General features: G+C 32.5%; 17 protein-coding genes. 9 read left to right on the plus strand and 8 right to left on the minus strand.

The genetic code is table 11. The features are described 5' to 3' along the window. The first annotated feature begins 121 nt into the window (after nt 1–121). Together IHV09_RS19235 and IHV09_RS19240 are read left to right on the plus strand one after the other, a co-directional pair. Nucleotides 122–916, plus strand: coding sequence for a ParA family protein (locus IHV09_RS19235; protein ID WP_197265253.1), 795 nt, complete (start codon nt 122–124; stop codon nt 914–916). Next, nucleotides 888–1,337, plus strand: a complete 450-nt coding sequence (locus IHV09_RS19240; RefSeq protein WP_197265254.1) for a hypothetical protein — start codon at nt 888–890, stop codon at nt 1,335–1,337. Before IHV09_RS19235 ends, IHV09_RS19240 begins: the two co-directional genes overlap by 29 nt. Before the next feature lie 89 nt (nt 1,338–1,426). On the opposite strand, the gene IHV09_RS19245 is transcribed toward IHV09_RS19240, so the two are convergent. Then, the gene (locus IHV09_RS19245; protein WP_197265255.1) at nt 1,427–2,275 is read right to left on the minus strand and encodes an STAS domain-containing protein; all 849 of its coding nucleotides are present in this window, start codon (nt 2,273–2,275) and stop codon (nt 1,427–1,429) included. Between the two features lie 465 nt (nt 2,276–2,740). Next, nucleotides 2,741–3,112 (minus strand): helix-turn-helix domain-containing protein, encoded by a 372-nt coding sequence (locus tag IHV09_RS19250; protein ID WP_370569002.1) that lies wholly within the window; start codon nt 3,110–3,112, stop codon nt 2,741–2,743. 309 nt (nt 3,113–3,421) lie between these two features. Between IHV09_RS19250 and IHV09_RS19255 the strand changes: the two genes are divergently transcribed. The 5 genes from IHV09_RS19255 to IHV09_RS19275 all read left to right on the plus strand — a co-directional run bounded on the left by IHV09_RS19255 (nt 3,422) and on the right by IHV09_RS19275 (nt 7,372). Beyond that, the gene (locus IHV09_RS19255) at nt 3,422–3,874 is read left to right on the plus strand and encodes a hypothetical protein (protein ID WP_197265257.1); all 453 of its coding nucleotides are present in this window, start codon (nt 3,422–3,424) and stop codon (nt 3,872–3,874) included. Between the two features lie 710 nt (nt 3,875–4,584). Continuing rightward, entirely contained in the window at nt 4,585–4,941 is a 357-nt protein-coding gene (locus IHV09_RS19260) for a helix-turn-helix domain-containing protein (protein ID WP_231618417.1), read from the plus strand. Nucleotides 4,942–5,115: 174 nt separating this feature from the next. Continuing rightward, nucleotides 5,116–5,298: a hypothetical protein gene (locus tag IHV09_RS19265; RefSeq protein ID WP_197265258.1), complete on the plus strand. Its 183-nt coding sequence runs from the start codon at nt 5,116–5,118 to the stop codon at nt 5,296–5,298. 39 nt (nt 5,299–5,337) lie between these two features. Next, a complete protein-coding gene (locus tag IHV09_RS19270) occupies nt 5,338–6,276 on the plus strand; it encodes a nucleoside hydrolase (protein WP_197265259.1) in 939 nt (312 codons plus the stop codon). 379 nt (nt 6,277–6,655) lie between these two features. After that, nucleotides 6,656–7,372 carry a proprotein convertase P-domain-containing protein gene (locus IHV09_RS19275; RefSeq protein WP_197265260.1) on the plus strand — a complete coding sequence of 239 codons (717 nt, stop codon included), beginning with the start codon at nt 6,656–6,658 and terminating at the stop codon, nt 7,370–7,372. 235 nt (nt 7,373–7,607) lie between these two features. On the opposite strand, the gene IHV09_RS19280 is transcribed toward IHV09_RS19275, so the two are convergent. Then, nucleotides 7,608–8,708, minus strand: a complete 1,101-nt coding sequence (locus IHV09_RS19280; RefSeq protein WP_197133576.1) for a tyrosine-type recombinase/integrase — start codon at nt 8,706–8,708, stop codon at nt 7,608–7,610. Between the two features lie 480 nt (nt 8,709–9,188). Here IHV09_RS19280 and IHV09_RS19285 point away from each other — a divergent pair, with 480 nt between their 5' ends. Beyond that, entirely contained in the window at nt 9,189–10,040 is an 852-nt protein-coding gene (locus tag IHV09_RS19285; protein WP_197265261.1) for an STAS domain-containing protein, read from the plus strand. 63 nt (nt 10,041–10,103) lie between these two features. On the opposite strand, the gene IHV09_RS19290 is transcribed toward IHV09_RS19285, so the two are convergent. Further along, nucleotides 10,104–10,565, minus strand: a complete 462-nt coding sequence (locus tag IHV09_RS19290; protein WP_197265262.1) for a hypothetical protein — start codon at nt 10,563–10,565, stop codon at nt 10,104–10,106. 860 nt (nt 10,566–11,425) lie between these two features. Between IHV09_RS19290 and IHV09_RS19295 the strand changes: the two genes are divergently transcribed. After that, on the plus strand, nt 11,426–11,638 hold the full coding sequence (locus tag IHV09_RS19295; protein ID WP_197133573.1) for a helix-turn-helix domain-containing protein: 213 nt from the start codon (nt 11,426–11,428) through the stop codon (nt 11,636–11,638). Between the two features lie 207 nt (nt 11,639–11,845). On the opposite strand, the gene IHV09_RS19300 is transcribed toward IHV09_RS19295, so the two are convergent. From IHV09_RS19300 to IHV09_RS19315, 4 genes are all read right to left on the minus strand, one after another. Further along, on the minus strand, nt 11,846–12,322 hold the full coding sequence (locus IHV09_RS19300) for a hypothetical protein (protein ID WP_197265263.1): 477 nt from the start codon (nt 12,320–12,322) through the stop codon (nt 11,846–11,848). Nucleotides 12,323–13,413: 1,091 nt separating this feature from the next. Further along, on the minus strand, nt 13,414–14,529 hold the full coding sequence (locus IHV09_RS19305; protein ID WP_197133571.1) for a Ger(x)C family spore germination protein: 1,116 nt from the start codon (nt 14,527–14,529) through the stop codon (nt 13,414–13,416). After that, complete coding sequence (locus IHV09_RS19310; protein ID WP_197133569.1) at nt 14,526–15,632, minus strand: GerAB/ArcD/ProY family transporter; 1,107 nt, start codon at nt 15,630–15,632, stop codon at nt 14,526–14,528. The genes IHV09_RS19305 and IHV09_RS19310 overlap by 4 nt, the downstream gene beginning before the upstream one ends. Before the next feature lie 14 nt (nt 15,633–15,646). Continuing rightward, nucleotides 15,647–17,155, minus strand: coding sequence for a spore germination protein (locus tag IHV09_RS19315; protein WP_197265264.1), 1,509 nt, complete (start codon nt 17,153–17,155; stop codon nt 15,647–15,649). Nucleotides 17,156–17,272: the final 117 nt, after the last annotated feature.

Genomic DNA, 17,272 nt, shown 5'->3' on the forward strand with positions numbered 1-17,272 from the left:
AAATACACAATGTTGCCGCATTATACTGTGTATTATTGTCGATAACTTTCTAAAGGTTTTTGACTATTTTGATGATAAAATGAAAAGTAACAAATTGAAGAACAATTGTGAGGTGTTAATTTTGACTGCAAAAATCATTACGTTTGGAATCAGCAAAGGTGGTTGCTCAAAGTCGATTAGTAGTGGCATCACATCATACCTGCTCAGCAAGAAAGACAGAGTGCTTACAGTTGATATGGATGGACAAGGTAACTTAACAAGTTTCTTAACAAGTGAATATGATATCTGCAATGTCTTTGAAAAGAAAACTGTGCTTGAAGCTATCATTGATGGTGATGCAAGGAAATATATTATTAAAATTTCGGAAAACTTGGATCTCATACCGTCTAATGACTTTCTCGCTACTTTACCGCGTATGATGTATGAAAATGGCCTTGGATTGGATGCATTGCAAAAAGCTTTAGAACCTGTAATGGAAGACTACGATTGGATCATAATAGATACTCCACCTGCACTTTCGGAACATACTGTAATGCCTTTAAGTACATACTCAAAAGGAGGAAGTTACGCGGTTGTCATGTTCGATGGTTCTATGTTTGCTTATTATGCCATTCCTAAGTTTCTGGAAATCATTGAAGGTGCAAAAGAACGGTACAACCCAAATCTTGAAACAGCTGGCATTTTATTTTCCCTTATTGATGCACGAGCAAAAGAAAACGAAATTATGGAAGAATCCGTCGATGAAGATTACCCTGGTGTTCGCTTTAAGACGATTATTAAAAGAAAAGCAGCAACTAGACGTTTGGCAATTACTGGGTTTGATGAGAATCCCGAACTAAAAAATGCGCTTGAGTACTATATTCCATTTGTGAAGGAGCTGAAGAAACGTGTCAAAAAAGAGCAACCTCAAGGATAAGATAAAAAAACCCAATGCCACACAGGCCTTCTTTAATTCATATGACAATGTTGATGATAAAAATGTAGAACAAAATGATAATATCATTGAAAAAGTTGTTGAAGATGTCATCGTCAACGATGATGAAATAGCTAGTAAAATATATGATATTAACGACAACAACAATGACAACGATGTTAATGATAATAATAACATTGATGCGGATGAAGATGACGATTATCTTCGAATGCTTGCATCTGGTAACAAAGTTAAAAAGCAAAAACGGAAAAAAGTATTCACTTCTTTCTACATGGATCCTGATCTTGCTACTGAGGTAGATAACATCGCTTCACGTGGCGAAAAGGGGGATAAGTCAAAACTAATTAACAAAGCCATTAGAAGTTTGTTAGAACAATATGGTGTCATGAATAAAAGCCGCTAACTTAGCGGCTTTTATTCGTTAAGAGAAACAACAAGTTTGAATTGTTTAAAATTAATTACACATGGTGGCATATTTTATTATGTATTCCCTCATTTTAAAGGTGCTTTTAAAGTAATAGCACGTTCTAAGGTTGAAGTAATAGAAATGTCGTTAAAGTCTAATCCCAATTGAACAGCTGTATGTGCTATTTCTGGTCTAATACCGGAAAGCGTGCTTTTTACACCTAACAAATCTAAAGTATTAATTAATTGAAAAATTTGCTGAGCAACCATAGTATCTATGATTAATACACCAGAAAGATCTATAAAAAGATGATCTAGCCCCTTTTCAGAACAACTGTTTAGAGTGTGTTGAAGTATATGCTTCGCTCTAACAGTATCTATCTCACCAATTAAAGGGAGGAGTCCAGTAGTTTTATTAAGTAAAATGATAGGAGAGCTTAGTTCCAGTATCATCTCCTTTTGGGCTTCCAATTGAGACGCGGCATAATTGTTAATTTCTTGTGTAAACCAAACTAAAACTTTTGCGAATGTTTGTATAATACTGTTTCTCCATTGATTTTCTGTTTCGCGATCGTATTCAGCTGGCTTTTTCTCAACGAATTCATTTAACAGTTTTAAGTATTGATCTTGTGTTCTAAATAGTTCTTTTAGTACAAGATGAATTGGCGTTTCTAAATGATTTTTATCTCTAGCAATACTAACAACCCATGGTTCAAAACTTTCTAAGAAGTCTTTCTCTGTAATTGATTGATCAAATAGTGTACAGAATCGCTTATGAAACTCATAGTTTTGTTGCTTAATCGACTTAATTACAGCTGGATCATTAGATGAATATATACCATTTGGATCACTTTTATCTAGAGAATTATACCAACTCTCTGTCAATTCTTTTGTTTTTTCACACATATAATGAAGCAGTTTATCATCCTTGTTCATATAATTTCTTAACTCCTTACGAGAATATCATAATTATGATATCATACCTAAAATTATCAATTATTGGTATTTTTTTGTGACTATTAATAACATACTAACATAAATTTGAAATGGTCTTTAGGACTTACACTATTACTCCCTGTATGCTGATATTTATTCAAAAAGAAGTATTGAGATTATAAAGTATATTTCTTTTCCCATAAATATCAAGGTGCAAACACAAATCTTGTAAAATAGGATTCTACAAACTATAAATGAAGGATATTTAAATGCAGAAATAACGGTAAGTGGCGAAAAAACTTGCAGCAATTAAAAGTAGGTGGTAACCCCATGTTGTAATGAGGTTACTTAAGATATGGAGTAAATAATAATGAACAAAAGATGCGATGGGCGAGAAACGAAGCAAAATATACCTGAAAGATATATATTTTTTTAAAGGAAAAACACAATCGATGCAAGTATCATTTATTTCCCATTCTGTATTGTATCTCTTAATATTCTAATGGTACCAATGATAAACTTTAGTTCTTCTTCAGTAATTCTTTCTCCATCAATCTCTATGTTGTATTTCTTAGAAATTTCACTAGATGAAATATCTAGGTCCTTTATTAAGCTTTCTTCTTCCTGAGTATAGTTTTCTTGAGCTTCAAACAAAGTATGTACTTCAACAGAATAAGTATTAGCTATTTTCTCTAATAATGATAAAGAGGGCGAATAAATCCCTCGCTCAATTTTTGATAAATTGCTGTAATCATAATTAATCTTTGAAGCAAGTTGTTTTAAAGTATCTCCATTTAACTTACGCAATTCTTTTATTTTCAGCTTCAATACATTCACTTCCTAATTTAGCGCCTTATGTATATATTAAATCGTAGTACTTGTATTAGTAAATTTAATTGTATTAGTTGGTGTATAAAGCAAATAAAATATTTATTGGTTTCTGACACCAAATAAATTATATAGCATATAGTGAATTTTTAATTAGCTCGATATCACTCCTTTGATACTCCTGTTTTATTGCAGGAGTTCTTTCATTGTTTTCACTTCTAAATATGCATATACATGTTAAATGCTTTTATTTATAATATAAATATTATGGTTCGAAAGAATTCATATTAGTGAAAAATAAAAATGGAGAGATCTCATATGGATAAAAAAACTATTGAACTAATTAGTTTAATACGTAAACTGATTAAAGAATACGAGACAAAACATGATGCATTAATTTTTTCATTTATAAAGAGAAATGGTGCTTACATCTATACAGAAATCACTGATAAATTACTTGAGGTTTGCCGACTACAAAAAGAGGATGTTATTAATCAAACCATAAATAATAAACAACAGATTATCGGTGACACATACAACCAGGTATACAACAATTATGAGAAGGCCTGGAGTGGACGATCCGTGTTCTATTACCTAACACCTACAACGAATACAGATATATTCCTAATCATAACATTAGAACCTCAGTCGGATAAAGATAATAATATATACCAAGTTGATGCCCATTGTGTGGCAATAGACAAAAGGGAGCTTCATGAAGTAAAAGTTGGATTACTCGATCACTTTAGTGAACATGAGCCAATAGAATAGCTAATAATAGTATGCATTTTTTACAATGACTGTTAAGCCACACTATAAGTGGTTTTTTCAGTTTGAATTGAATTATTAAGTTATTATCTTTCGATTTCTAACCGAAAATCTAACAAATACATCGACAATCATCCTAGTACCTTGCAATTGTCTTTGAGTCAAAATTGTACTAAAGAGCTCTCCGTCTACCTTTACAACTTTGATGAAAAGGTGAAATGCTCCTTCAAACAATAATCATCCGTAATCTCATCAATAAAGTAGTTATACGCCTACCACATATACATGAGATATACTGTTAATTTTCCCCATTCAGAATTATCCTTTATTATTCTCCATAAGTCTTTAATAAATAATAACTCAATTCATTTGAAATCCTTCCCTTAATCTGAAACTCAAAAATATGTTCAGTTCTTTATAAAGAGAAAAAATTGACACTCTGTTTACTTATTTGTAAAGTGTCCTCCTTCCCTCAAATCACTTGTTACAAGCATAGTTTACAGTACAACAGAATAAAAATAAGATTACGAATGTTAATTTCTACATTATATGAGGCTTTTACATCTTTTTATCCGCATCACTATATTTGTGATTAATTTTAACTTTAGTCCTAAACAAGAGCTAATAATGATAGCAGCTCTTTTTCTAAATAGTCATTTAGAAAGCCTACAACTCTAAAAACTCTCTCCAATCTTTAAGGAGGTGCTTACCTGATGTACCAAATTAGGCAATTACGGAAACAAAGAGGTGACACAATAAAAACACTTGCAAGTAAAATTAAATATGATTTTAGCAATTTATCAAAAATAGAACGCGGTCTCTTAAATCCAAGTATTAAGCTCTTATCCAGAATTGCTGATGTATATGATGTTAATATCTCATATTTTCTTGATGAGAAAACCTATTCCAATGAAGAAGAAAAACTAATAGAAGATCTTGAACTCAGTAGCGAAAAACTTGCAGAAAAGTATAATTTCACTTTAGATGGAATGCATATTACAGTAAAGGAAGCTGATTTTATTATTACAATTCTTAGAAAATTAAGGGAGACAATTAGAGAAAAAGATTAACCTCATTTATCAACTTATTATTAAATTATGATTTTTTGTACAAGCCAATCTAATCAATTGGTATTTTTTGCGTTTTTTATGTTTTATTGGTTTCAAACGCCAACATAGAACATATACTATATAAATTTTGTATCTGAATCAAACTCACAGATTAAATTAAAGGTGATGAAACTAATGCCTCAATCAAATAACCGGTATATACGTGTAGAATATTTAAAAGGGCTTCAACAGATTGAAAGAAAAGGGCTAAATGTTACCGATTTTATCAAACAGTTGGAGGAACTACAGAAACAAGAAATAGATTTATCTCTCGATAACATGATGGGTTTATTAAATAAATGTTTAGAACATGAATAATGGTCATTAATTCAAATAATTTGTTGAAGGAGGTTACTTTTGAAGAAGAAGATACTATTCTTTTGCGATCCAGGTATTGATGATTCCTTGGCTATAATTTATACACTCTTACACCCTAACCTTGAACTAGTTGGTATTGTTACTAGCTACGGAAACGTTACTAAGGAACAAGCTACAGCAAACGCCTACTATTTACTCAAACTAGCCAACCAAGAACATATTCCCATTATTCCAGGTGCAGCTAATCCTGTTCAACAGGATCCTGTCACCTATTATCCCGAAATTCATGGAGCTGGAGGAATAGGACCGATTCAGCCTCAAAGCGATATGAAATATCAAATTTATCCTTTTGATACAATAAGATACCTATTCAATAAATACGGAAAAGAATTAATTGTAGTGGATACCGGGAGATCTACGAGCTTGGCTATAGCTTTTATCTTGTACAACCAAGAAATTACGAATGTTGGAGCGTTTTATATTATGGGGGGTGCCTTTTTTGTGCCAGGTAATGTCACCCCTTTAGCTGAAGCAAATTTCTATGGAGATCCAACCTCAAGTAATTATGTGCTAAAGTATGCACACAATTTAACAATCGTCCCTTTAAATGCCACACAGGATGCTATCTTAACCGAGCAAATTATACAACATGTTATACAACAAACAACCTCACCATTTAGAGATTTACTGAAACCCATATTTTTATACTATTACAAGGCGTATCAAAAGTTAATTCCCGGCATTCATGGTGCACCTATTCATGATCTACTTGCCATAATGCTTATTAATAACCCCTCGATAGTTAACTATATATTTTATGATGCAAAAGTAATCAATGGTACTGGGGAAGCTAAGGGACTTTCTTATATAGATCTAAGGCCAACAGGTCAGAACGGTAAAACTCGAATCGCGACAAAACTAAATTATTCATTATTTATTGAAGATTTTATTGATGTAATGGTAAATACAGAAAGATAATAGTTTATCAATAAAATTACGCTTCCCTTACATTTCATACAATGGATCCATTATAGATTGTAAAACATGGAAAATATCGGATAAAAAAGCGCTGCAATGCAGTGCTTTTTACATACCTCATATTCTGTAATTTCGACTATCATCTACAAATCGTCCATATATGTTTGTAGTGAAATTATTATTATGATGAAAAAATACTGTATTTTCTGTTATTATTAACAACAACTTTAATTTATACACAATTATTGTTATTAAAATTGATATATACAACAACATATATTTATGTATATAATATACTTGCGAATTTATTATACAACTTACTAATATATGAGTCTAACCAAAAATGTGTTTTAATACATAATATATTTTACCTAAAATTATGGAGGTAATTAAAATATATAATAGTTGTGTATGTCAAACATTTAAAGGTTTATATAAAGGTACTCCCCTTTTACTCTTATTAAAAGGTGCATCAGCACCTTTTCGAATTACATTTGATAAGTTTATTGATAATTGTATAATTGGCATTAGGGATGATTCACCAATTATAATCGACTGCGCTTGTATATGTTCTATTGGTATTACACCTTCTTGTGTTGAAACAACATCAAGCTTCACCAATCCTACCTCAATTACAATTCCAGATTTATCTCAAGGTGTTCCTTATCCTTCTCCAATTACCGTCACGGGATTAAATGGTAATATCCTTAAAGTAACCGTTGTCATCAATAATTTTAGTCACACCTTTCCAGATGACGTAGGCATCCTACTAGTTGGGCCTGGTGGCCAAAATGTAGATCTATTGGATTGCGCAGGTGGTGGAACGAATGCTGTAAACGCCACACTAACCTTTGATGATAATGCACCTAGTCAAATTGTAGGACCTATAGTTTCCGGAACGTTCCAACCTAGCGCCTTCTGTAACCGAAATTACAATCTTTCCGCACCTACGCCACCATTCGGATCACAATTACTCGCCTTCAATGGAGCGAATCCCAATGGTGCTTGGAGTCTATATGTTCAAGATTTTGTCGGTGGTGATGTAGGAATAATCGACGGTGGTTGGACACTTAATATTACTTCTTGTGAATCCTAAGGCATACTATATGATCTATCCCGTAGTAGTGGCAAGAATTATGTGTAGAAAAAATAAGAAGTGCACCTTTAAAAGGTGCACTATTTTACATATTTTTCAAAGATCACCACTTCTATAACAAGTTAATAACAGTATGAAGAGTTAATCTTCAAATCAGGATGGTCCTTTCAAGGCAAGAATGAGCAAGCATCTACAAATCATCTTAAAAGTTAACATGATAACGGCACTATGATTCTCATACTCTATTTTCGAACAAGTTAACTTTCTTTAAGCGCTGATAACTCTTTCCTTTATTCACTCGCTCTAAATATAGGTTTGTGGTAGATATATCAGAGTGACCGACCCACTCTTTTACATCAATAAGAGGTACTTCATTTTCAAGCATCGTTGTAACAAACGTATGACGAAACCAATGTGGACTAATTTTTGTGTTCACACCAGCTATCCGTACGGCCTCTTTTACAATCTTATAAAGGTGATTATAAGTAATTCTCTGACGAGTTTCTTCCTTATTATATAGAGAATAAAATAAAGGTGTTTCATCATTCATATTTATATCTGTGTTTCCTTCCCACATATTAAGATAACGAATAAGTTCTTTTTCCGTTTCTTCACGTATGGGAACCTCACGATGTTTACCACCCTTACCAATCACATTCACCCATAGTTCATCTTTCCGGTAACAAAAACTTCCTTTGTTCAAATTAACGATTTCACTCGCACGAAGTCCCGTCGTGTAAAGCAGATAACCTAGAAGTAAGTTTCGTTGTTGCAGATGTTTCTTTTTATGTTTGGTTCTCACGACTCGCGGAAAGTACTCTATCAACCTTTCCGCATCTACCTGGTTTAATTCACGTAACTGCACACGGTTCTTATTATCTTCATTTAAATAATGGCCACGTTTTATTGATGGTTTATGAATCCAACGAGAGAGAAGTGCTGAGTAATACTTGGTGTCGTATCCAAAATCCAGCAGTCTGCGAAAAAACTCTAATTTACGGATGGCTGTCTTAGCAGCGTACTTCTCTGAGATGTATTCGTTGTACGCTTTTACTTCTGGATATCCGATGTCTGAAAAAGAGAGTTCATTTTCAGCTAAATAATCAAGCAGCGTTTTTGCATCGGCTCGATACGCTCGCTTCGTATGATGGGAGAACTCCTTCCCCTTTAGAAAAACACGTGCAAAAAAGAACATCTCGATAAAATCCCGTTCGCTTGCTTCTCTCAAATTGAGATTTCGATCTTCATCTAAAAATTTTTTATTCTCCAGATTTTGTATCAACTCTGTTAATTCTTCACTTCTACTTTTTTCTTTTGTTATTTCAAGATTATTCATGTGACTCTCCTCTCAAAATGAAAATAGAATCAGCTTATCTTTATTTAGTATTATTCATTAAGTCTTCAACTTATTTTAACACTACAACTAACTTAATAAACTACTTTTTACATATATAATGTAAATTTATTTTTATAATCAAGATAATCTTTACTTATCTTGATTATAAATAATAAGCGGTAACAGGAATGATTGTTCTATTCGCTTGTATTTGAATAGTGTTAATTCAGATTAACGGTACGTGAAATTATAATATGAAGCTTAATTTTATGGCTGAAGCAGAATAAATATTCCGATTTCATTTAAATGATAAGAATTACCAAAAAGTTTAAAACCTGTCTTTTATAGAATTTTCAATATAAAAGCATTATAATTAATCAAGACTTAATACACTCGTTTTTATAATTCAAGAGCTAATTGCATCAAAATCAATAATTTCACAAGTTGTTACTAAATCTTTTACATTGGAGGAAATAAAAGATGTTGAATAGCTCTAATTCTTTTACTAAAATCGGACAAGCTCTTATTATGCAAGCGGAAACAATCTCACATCGTGTTTTAGAAGAACGATCCTCAAGATATCCTACAGTCTTTCACCAACCATATGATAAACAAAAATCTTATTCTTATATAGTGAGTTTCATAAAACTACTTGGCGAATCACTAAGTATGAAAGATGAGAAGGCAGAGTTAGTATTAATGGAATGGGCAAAAAAGACAGCTCTTTTCGCAGTCGAGTACGGTCAATCTCTTGATATTGCAATGCAGCCACTTCCATTTATACGAAGAGCGATGTTAGATTTAATCTCTAAAGATGTTAATAGTGAAGAGCTCTCTATAAATGCCTTGTTAGCGGTTATAAAAAAAATGGATATAAATATAGACCTTGCTACTCATACATTTAATGAGACTTACGTAAAAAACTATAACGAAATAAACCAACAACAAAAGAAAAGAATCACTGATTTGTCTGTCCCTGTAGTACCTCTTTTTCATAACTTAGGCGTGCTACCATTAATTGGTGAAATTGATGATGATCGAGCCGATATTTTAAGAGAGATAACACTGAAAAAGTGTATAAAGGAAAAGCTATCCTTTTTGATAATTGATATATCCGGAGTAACCTCTCTAACCCCAGAAGTTTTAAGACACCTGTTTATGCTCATTGATTCATTAAGGCTACTGGGTGTAAAAACTATTTTAACTGGAGTTCGTCCTGATATCGCTCTTACAGCTTTATCATTTGAATCAGAAATGTCAGGAATTCAAACAATGGCCTCATTAAAACAAGCACTAGAAATTTTGGGATATGGAAGAACTTTAAAAATATAATAGTATTGAAAAAAGACTTCACATCCTTGAAGGGTTATGAAGTCTTAACATTTTAAATTCATTTTACAACTTCCACTTAGGAAAAATTGTAATTCCTTCAAAAATTTCAATAGCTGATGGCATTTTTAATATGTGCTGTAAATCCTTTTTCTTAATAGAAACACCATGTCCAATAACTTCGTTAACTTGTCCGCCCTCTTGATGTGGTTCTAGAAAAATAACCAAAATAGAATCGTAATGTACGAGAGAGTCGCAGAAATAAATTACTTCTTTCCCTCCCCAAGCTGTGTCATATAGTTTTTTTAGTTTCTCCACAAATTTTTGATTGACATCAAAGAAATTTAATTTTTCACCAATAATCTCACCCTTCTTAAGCCCGAGTTCTTCAAGAAGTTCTTGGTTTATATCTTTAAAAATATAACTTTCCCCAACCTTATAAAAAACCACTGTCGATTTAATATGGTTTTGTTCGTACTTGATGATTAATTTTTTTATAATTGAATTTAACTCTACTTTTCTTTCCATTAAATCACCTAATTATTCGAGAATATGTTCATACTTATATTATACATCACAATTTTCGGACTTAATATTTTCAATATTTTACATTTTGTGATTATTAATATGATTGTTGTAATTTCTATAACCTTACGAACAAAATTCACCTTATTTTCATTAAATGGGTTACTTTCTTTCTTAGAATTTTCATATAAGAAGTATGATAAATATTCTACTTACATCAAAGTAAGCATATTAATCAGGCTTGTTGTTAAAGAACTATTATTATGATGTACTAGTAGTATATTCAAGTATATTAAGGGGAGGTGAGCATGAGTAAAGAACCTAAGCTTGATATTAACGCAATTAATATGTTTATAGCCTCAATCAGTAAACAAGTATTAGCCAAGAGAAAATTTAAATATGTTACAGTATGTTACAGGTCGAATCAGTGTAGTACATTTATTAAAAAAACAAATATCAGTAGTGTCTGAATTTGTTGTTTTTTTAAATAAGAGTCCTTTCAAAAAATAAATCATAGTGAGATTTTCTACTTGAATAACCTATTACTAAAGCCTTTTAAAGGTTAGAAAAATCCATCTTTTTATACTAATAAATTTATTCACTTCAAGAATAATAAGCTGGTATAAAGTTAGCCTGAATTACGTTAAAACTCTACTCATCTTAAAGTTATGATATTATACATCATACATAACATATATATTAACAAAAACATATAATTCGAAATATCCATATAAGTTGTCTTAATTAAAATGTAGAATTGAAAAATTAAATATTTTTAACCGGAATAATGAGAATGTGTATAACCCTTTTACTCACTAATATATACTGTTATCCATCAAATAAATTACTAGAGGTGTGTTATTGTGTCTCAGAATCTAAAGTTAAAGCCAAATTATAATGGACTATGGAATTTGTTAGAACATCATTCTATGAATCTAACAGATCTCAGAGTTTATGTAAGTTCAAACGCACTACTAAAAATTAACAAGAACGAATTTATTAGCCTAAAAGTTATAGCCATGCTTTGTCAAACGTTTAATTGTAACCCTGGAGATATCGTAGAGTTTACAGAGTAATATGAGTTCAGAAGGATTCATTCAGTATTTTTAGTAATGTATACTAATTCGCACAGATTAGTTTTCCAGTTCCACTCCTTGTTCCTTACAGTTTCTTTTATCCAGCCTAAATAGGAATTTAACCCTCACTAAAGATAAATAATTAATTTTGTTGAACAATATTTTGAAACTCAATCTTTAAGAAGCTTATCGTTTTTCAAGTTTCACCTAATTATCTTTAATTTCTCCTTTGTCTTCTTTAGGTAAGGGATTTATAAGTTTAAAGGGTTTATAATAATGCAGCAATTCTCCAATTATACCGTCACTTTCATTCTTTAATGAAGCGCAATGTCCTTTAATTTCTACAACACTTCCATTTAAAAAAATAGGTTCACAATAAACCACTAAAAAAATATCAGATGCTAACGGTGGAAAGAAATAATAAAAAATTTCTTGCCCATTAAATGCTATATCATATGCGTATTTCATATCTTCTGCAGGAAGTCTGCCGTTATAGATTGAACTTCCCACTACATCCTTCTCGTTAAGATTTATTGCTTGTAGGAGTTTGGTGTTAGCAGCACTAAATAAGTATTGATCCTTTACTTTTACTACTTTAAAGATCATTTCTCCATGTTCTGCTGCATAAGACCGTATCATTTTTTTTAACACATTCTTTAATTCAATCTGTTTTTGTTCACTCATATTAGCCTCCATATCACATGTTAGTAAGTAATTAGTACCAAATTATAGTTACATCATACCAATAATTGGTTTGTAGCACCATGTTTTCCCCTAAGCTACACGAAATAAACGTTACTCCAGATAGGTCTAGATACAGCTGCTTTGAAAGGTTATGATACATAATGCTTACAGCGAAAAGAGTAATCCGCTAATAGGTCTATTTTATTAATCCTAATGAAAGTATACAAAAGCAATAGATAATTAGTACTAATAAAAATCCCTACTCGTCTCTAGATCTTTAATAAACTTTACATTGATTGTCCAAGTAAAATGAAAACTAATTTTGAATATTCGCTCCTCCCCTTCACTAATGTTAAAAACTTGAATCTTATAAATCTCATAAGCAAAGACAAATTCCAATCTTAGATTGTAATAACTGAGCAAGGTGAAGTCCGTATTACTTACAGCATATATTTCTGACTTGTTTTAGATGAATTAAAAGGACAACACTCCAATTTATATCATCACGCTGCGCAAGCGTGAAGTGCAATATCGAAATTTTATTAAAAAGGGAGAATTGAAGGGGTATTCCGTGACATACCTGAACACATATTGTTTATACAGGAGGATGCAATCTGTCGAGCATTATCGGCTTTGTTGAATCTTCTTTAAAACAATGATTCCTCAGCAAAAATCTTTAAACTCGAATATATTCATTTCCTCAGATAATTCCATCATGTAACCGAAAATTTAACACATGGCGAATAAAATTACGCGTAATCTCTTTTTAAGATGATTCTTCAAATTTTAAGCAGACGTATAAAAACTGAATTTTTTGTAAATTATTTTAATATACGCTATATATAGTTTTAGAATGCTTTGTAATTAAACCAAAGCCCAGTTCTCTTTGATCCATTAAGGTCATCGGGTTTTTCAATTTCCATGGCGTTGTAATCTCGTATTTTCCTGACGCAACCTCTAAAGTAGTTAATTTCCTGATATTACTTAACGATTTTCCGGGATAAAAATCATACTTTTATTAATCAAATGTGCAATTATAAATACAGAAGACATAACTTAAATAAGCTTTCTGCAGGTAGATTGCATAGAAGTTATTCTGTAATACCCGTTCTTATAAGTGAAAAATCCACCTCCATATCATAGGTAATCTTTCTATATTTTTGATGCCATTCTCTTTTTGACAAATTTGAATGTCTAACAGAGCTTCTGTACACTTCACCAAAACCAAAAACATCTGAGTTTCGTTCTTGACAATAGGAAATAACATATTGAGCTTCTTTCTTCATCTTTTGACTAATCGCTTTCTCTAAAGCTTCTACATTTTGTGGATTAATCAGATCTATTTCACCCTGTAATTCCAATAACCGGCCTTGTATTTTAAGGTCAAGATAGAACCTAGGATCATTCTTCTCAACAAGATTAAGTTTTCGTGAACTTTTGATCGTATCAATAACAGTTGTTATTTTATGTTTTTTTTGTTTTTCATCTTTCATTTCAAAAGTTAATTCAATACTGCCAGCACGATACTCGTCTCGTATTAACTTCACAAAAAAACTCTCTTCTGCTGTTAATTTACCAACCATCTTATCGTTTCTCATGATAGCATTGCCAGAAATACGAATATGCTCGCCCTCACGTTTAACCAGAGGTAAAATAGGATCAATACCATCCGAGTAATAACTTTGTTGTACTTCTTGAAGTGTGGCGTTAGAAATTTGCTCCTTATCTGTTAATTGCTGAATTTGATTATATAAATGCTGTCCAACATCAGGCATATTTTCATATTGGTGTTCCAAAAGAGATTTCGTGGAACCTTCCACTATTGCAAGATAAGTAAGATCACTAATAGAAGGATCTCTAGCAAGTGTATCTGCATATGGTCTAATTCCCCTTTTTGCAATTTTATCGTTATACAAAGCGACACGAAGCTGTCCAGATTCTAAAACTTTTGAGGTTTCTAAATTTCCGTTTATCCTTCCGCCTTTACTAGTAAGAGCTTCACTTGATATGACGTCAATATTTCTAGCTGCTTCAGGATCAATCTGTAAGATCACCATGGTAGAACTTATTTTTTTCTTACCAACTAAGTCATATCCCACAGTAGTAATTAATCCTATGTCTTCAAGTATCTTCTTATCTGAACAACTAGTAAGTAATAAAGTACAAATTAATGTAATGATTAGAGGTATAGAACGTTTCAATTTCATGACTTGCTCCTTGAACTAATTTTTTTCTTAACCCAAGCAATACCATATAATAAAAACGGATAACAAAATACAACATAAAAAGCGCATTTTGCAAAGTAATCGTTAAGCATGTTCACTTGATTTCGCGTAACGATAAGTTGCACTCCAATCATAACAATTACAGATAATAACCAAATGCTTTTTTCCTCTTTTATTTGAAACATCCGTTTGATTCCTTGGCATGCAGACCACATATAGAAGATGAGATTAGGTAGAATGATTAACATCCAAAATGTGATCGCCACGTACTCAAAACGCTCAATAAAAGGCAGGTGTACAACTTTAAACAAGGATAATGTTGCCCAGACAGTTCTCTCTAGTTGTGTCCCGCTAAAATAAACAATTGCTACAATCATAAGGGTTGTATAAATTAATGTAGTAAATAGTAACCCATATTGAGCAAACCTTTGTACTTTTTCCTTTTCTTTTAAGAAAGGATAGATGGTGTATAGAATTTCAAACCCCAACACCGTGAATGTCATATTAAAAGCCCCTTTTAATAGGGATGCGATATCTGCCTCTAATAAAGGCAGCATTTGATCCCATCTTGCATACTGCAAGGGATACATTAAGAAGAGGAGTAGCCAAAGCGAAAGAGTTACACTAAAGAAGGAGATACCGATAATACTTCGTACACCAGAAGTGATTCCATAGATCACAAGCAAGAGCATGGAAAAAGATAGAAACCATAGCGGCAACTCAGGAAAGATCCAGGCCTGGATGACCTCTATGTAGTTTCGTAGCACCACAAAAAAACTAAGAAGTGAGTAAAAGATATAAACAACGTTAAACAGCTTACCTAGTAGTACTCCGTATACATCATGATGTATACCATAAATATCTGAAGAATCATACAGCTCTAAGGTTTTGATTATCACATAAACAAGAATATTGGTACCAAAACCAGATATTAATACGGAAATCCATGCATCTTGTTGTGCATCTTGGTAGATGATACGCTGAAAACCTTGAAGGCCTACTCCAATCTGGGTAGCATGGACAACAAAGAACACCATAAACGCATTGACCATATTGTTTGGTTTTATTCTTTGAAGTACTTCCATAACTCAACCCACCTTTAATTTACTTCATCCGGTTTGTATTTTGTTTTGTCCTGTGGTCTTGATAAAGTTGGTCTCTTAAACGTGTTTGTAAATGGTAGCCGCACGATACTGTCAGCCCAATCTCTAAATCGGGGAGGATAGAAAGGCGCCATATACGGACTTCCAAGAGTTGATAGTCTTAACAAATGAATTAAAATGATGCAAAAACTAAACATGATACCATAAAAACCCCAAAATCCTGCTAAGAATAGAATTGGAAAGCGTATGATTCGGATAAGACTACCCATCGTATAACTTGGAGTTGTAAATGATGCTAGAGCACCTAATGCAACGATAATTATCAGGATATTACTCGTAAAACCGGCTTGAACAGCTGCTGTACCAATTACAATACCGCCAACGATACCCATGGTCTGTCCCACTTTGGTAGGTAATCTAGCACCTGCTTCTCTAAGAAGTTCGATTATAAATTCAAGCAACAAAGCTTCAAATAATGGTGGGAAAGGAACCCTAGACCTTGATTCTCCTAGAGGAACTAATAAAGCTTGTGGAATGACTTCATAATGAAAAGTGAGAGCTGCGACATATAGTGCCGTAAAAAATACGGATAGAAGCATAGCGATAAAACGTAACAACCGTATGAACGTTGCGATCGGCCAACGAACGTTATAATCTTCACGACTCTCAAAAAACTCAATAAAAGACAGTGGACAAAGAATTGCCATTGTACTCCCATCTACTAAGACGGCGATTTTACCATTTAGAAGGCCATCACATATACGATCTGGTCTTTCAGTTAATAGCATTTGAGGGAAAATTGAAAGAGCGTTATCGTTTATTAACTGATTTAAAACTGCACTATCAAGTAAGCCATCGAGTTGAATGGATGATATTTTTTCATTTAATCTTGATACATGATCTTTTGAAGCAAGTCCTTCTATATATAGAACTGAAACGGCAGTATGCGTTCTTTTGCCAATAATGAATAACTCATTTTTTAAATCGGGAGTTACCAGTGTCCTTCTAATCATAGAAACGTTTGTTGAAAGGCTTTCATTAAAACCTACTTGAGGACCTATAACTTGAGATTCGTTTTCAGGTTTACTAAGGGAACGGTGGTTATTCAGAGGTATTTTTGCAAGAATTATTTCTTTAGCACCCTGCACATGGATTCCAACACTCCCTTTAAGCACCATGATAATAGCATGTTCAAAGTCGGGTGATTTTTCTACATCATGAACGGCTATGTCATGAATGATTTGTTTTGATGTGGAATACTCTTCTCTTTTTAACCTACCTATTATGTTTCGATTAAATTCATGATCATCTACTTGGTTCTCTATGTAGAACAACGTTATATTTAATAGTGTTATCACTTTGAGATCTGATGTGTGGTGTAGTTTCTTTTGCACTAATGATAATAATTGCGCAGCTTCAACTGGAATATCATCGCACGATTCATTTTCAACTGAACGGATGGAATCGTTAGGGTCAACTTTCGTGGTCCTTCTCTTTTTAAACACAACCTCACCTCTGCATTTAGTTTCAACACAAAAGTTAAAAATATACAGGTTTTAATTTGTGTACCATGGTGAGTGATAACCTAAATTTGCACCGTCCACTTCTTAGTACCGAATTCA

The organism is Fictibacillus sp. 23RED33 (assembly GCF_015903925.1).
Lineage (GTDB): Bacteria > Bacillota > Bacilli > Bacillales > Fictibacillaceae > Fictibacillus > Fictibacillus phosphorivorans.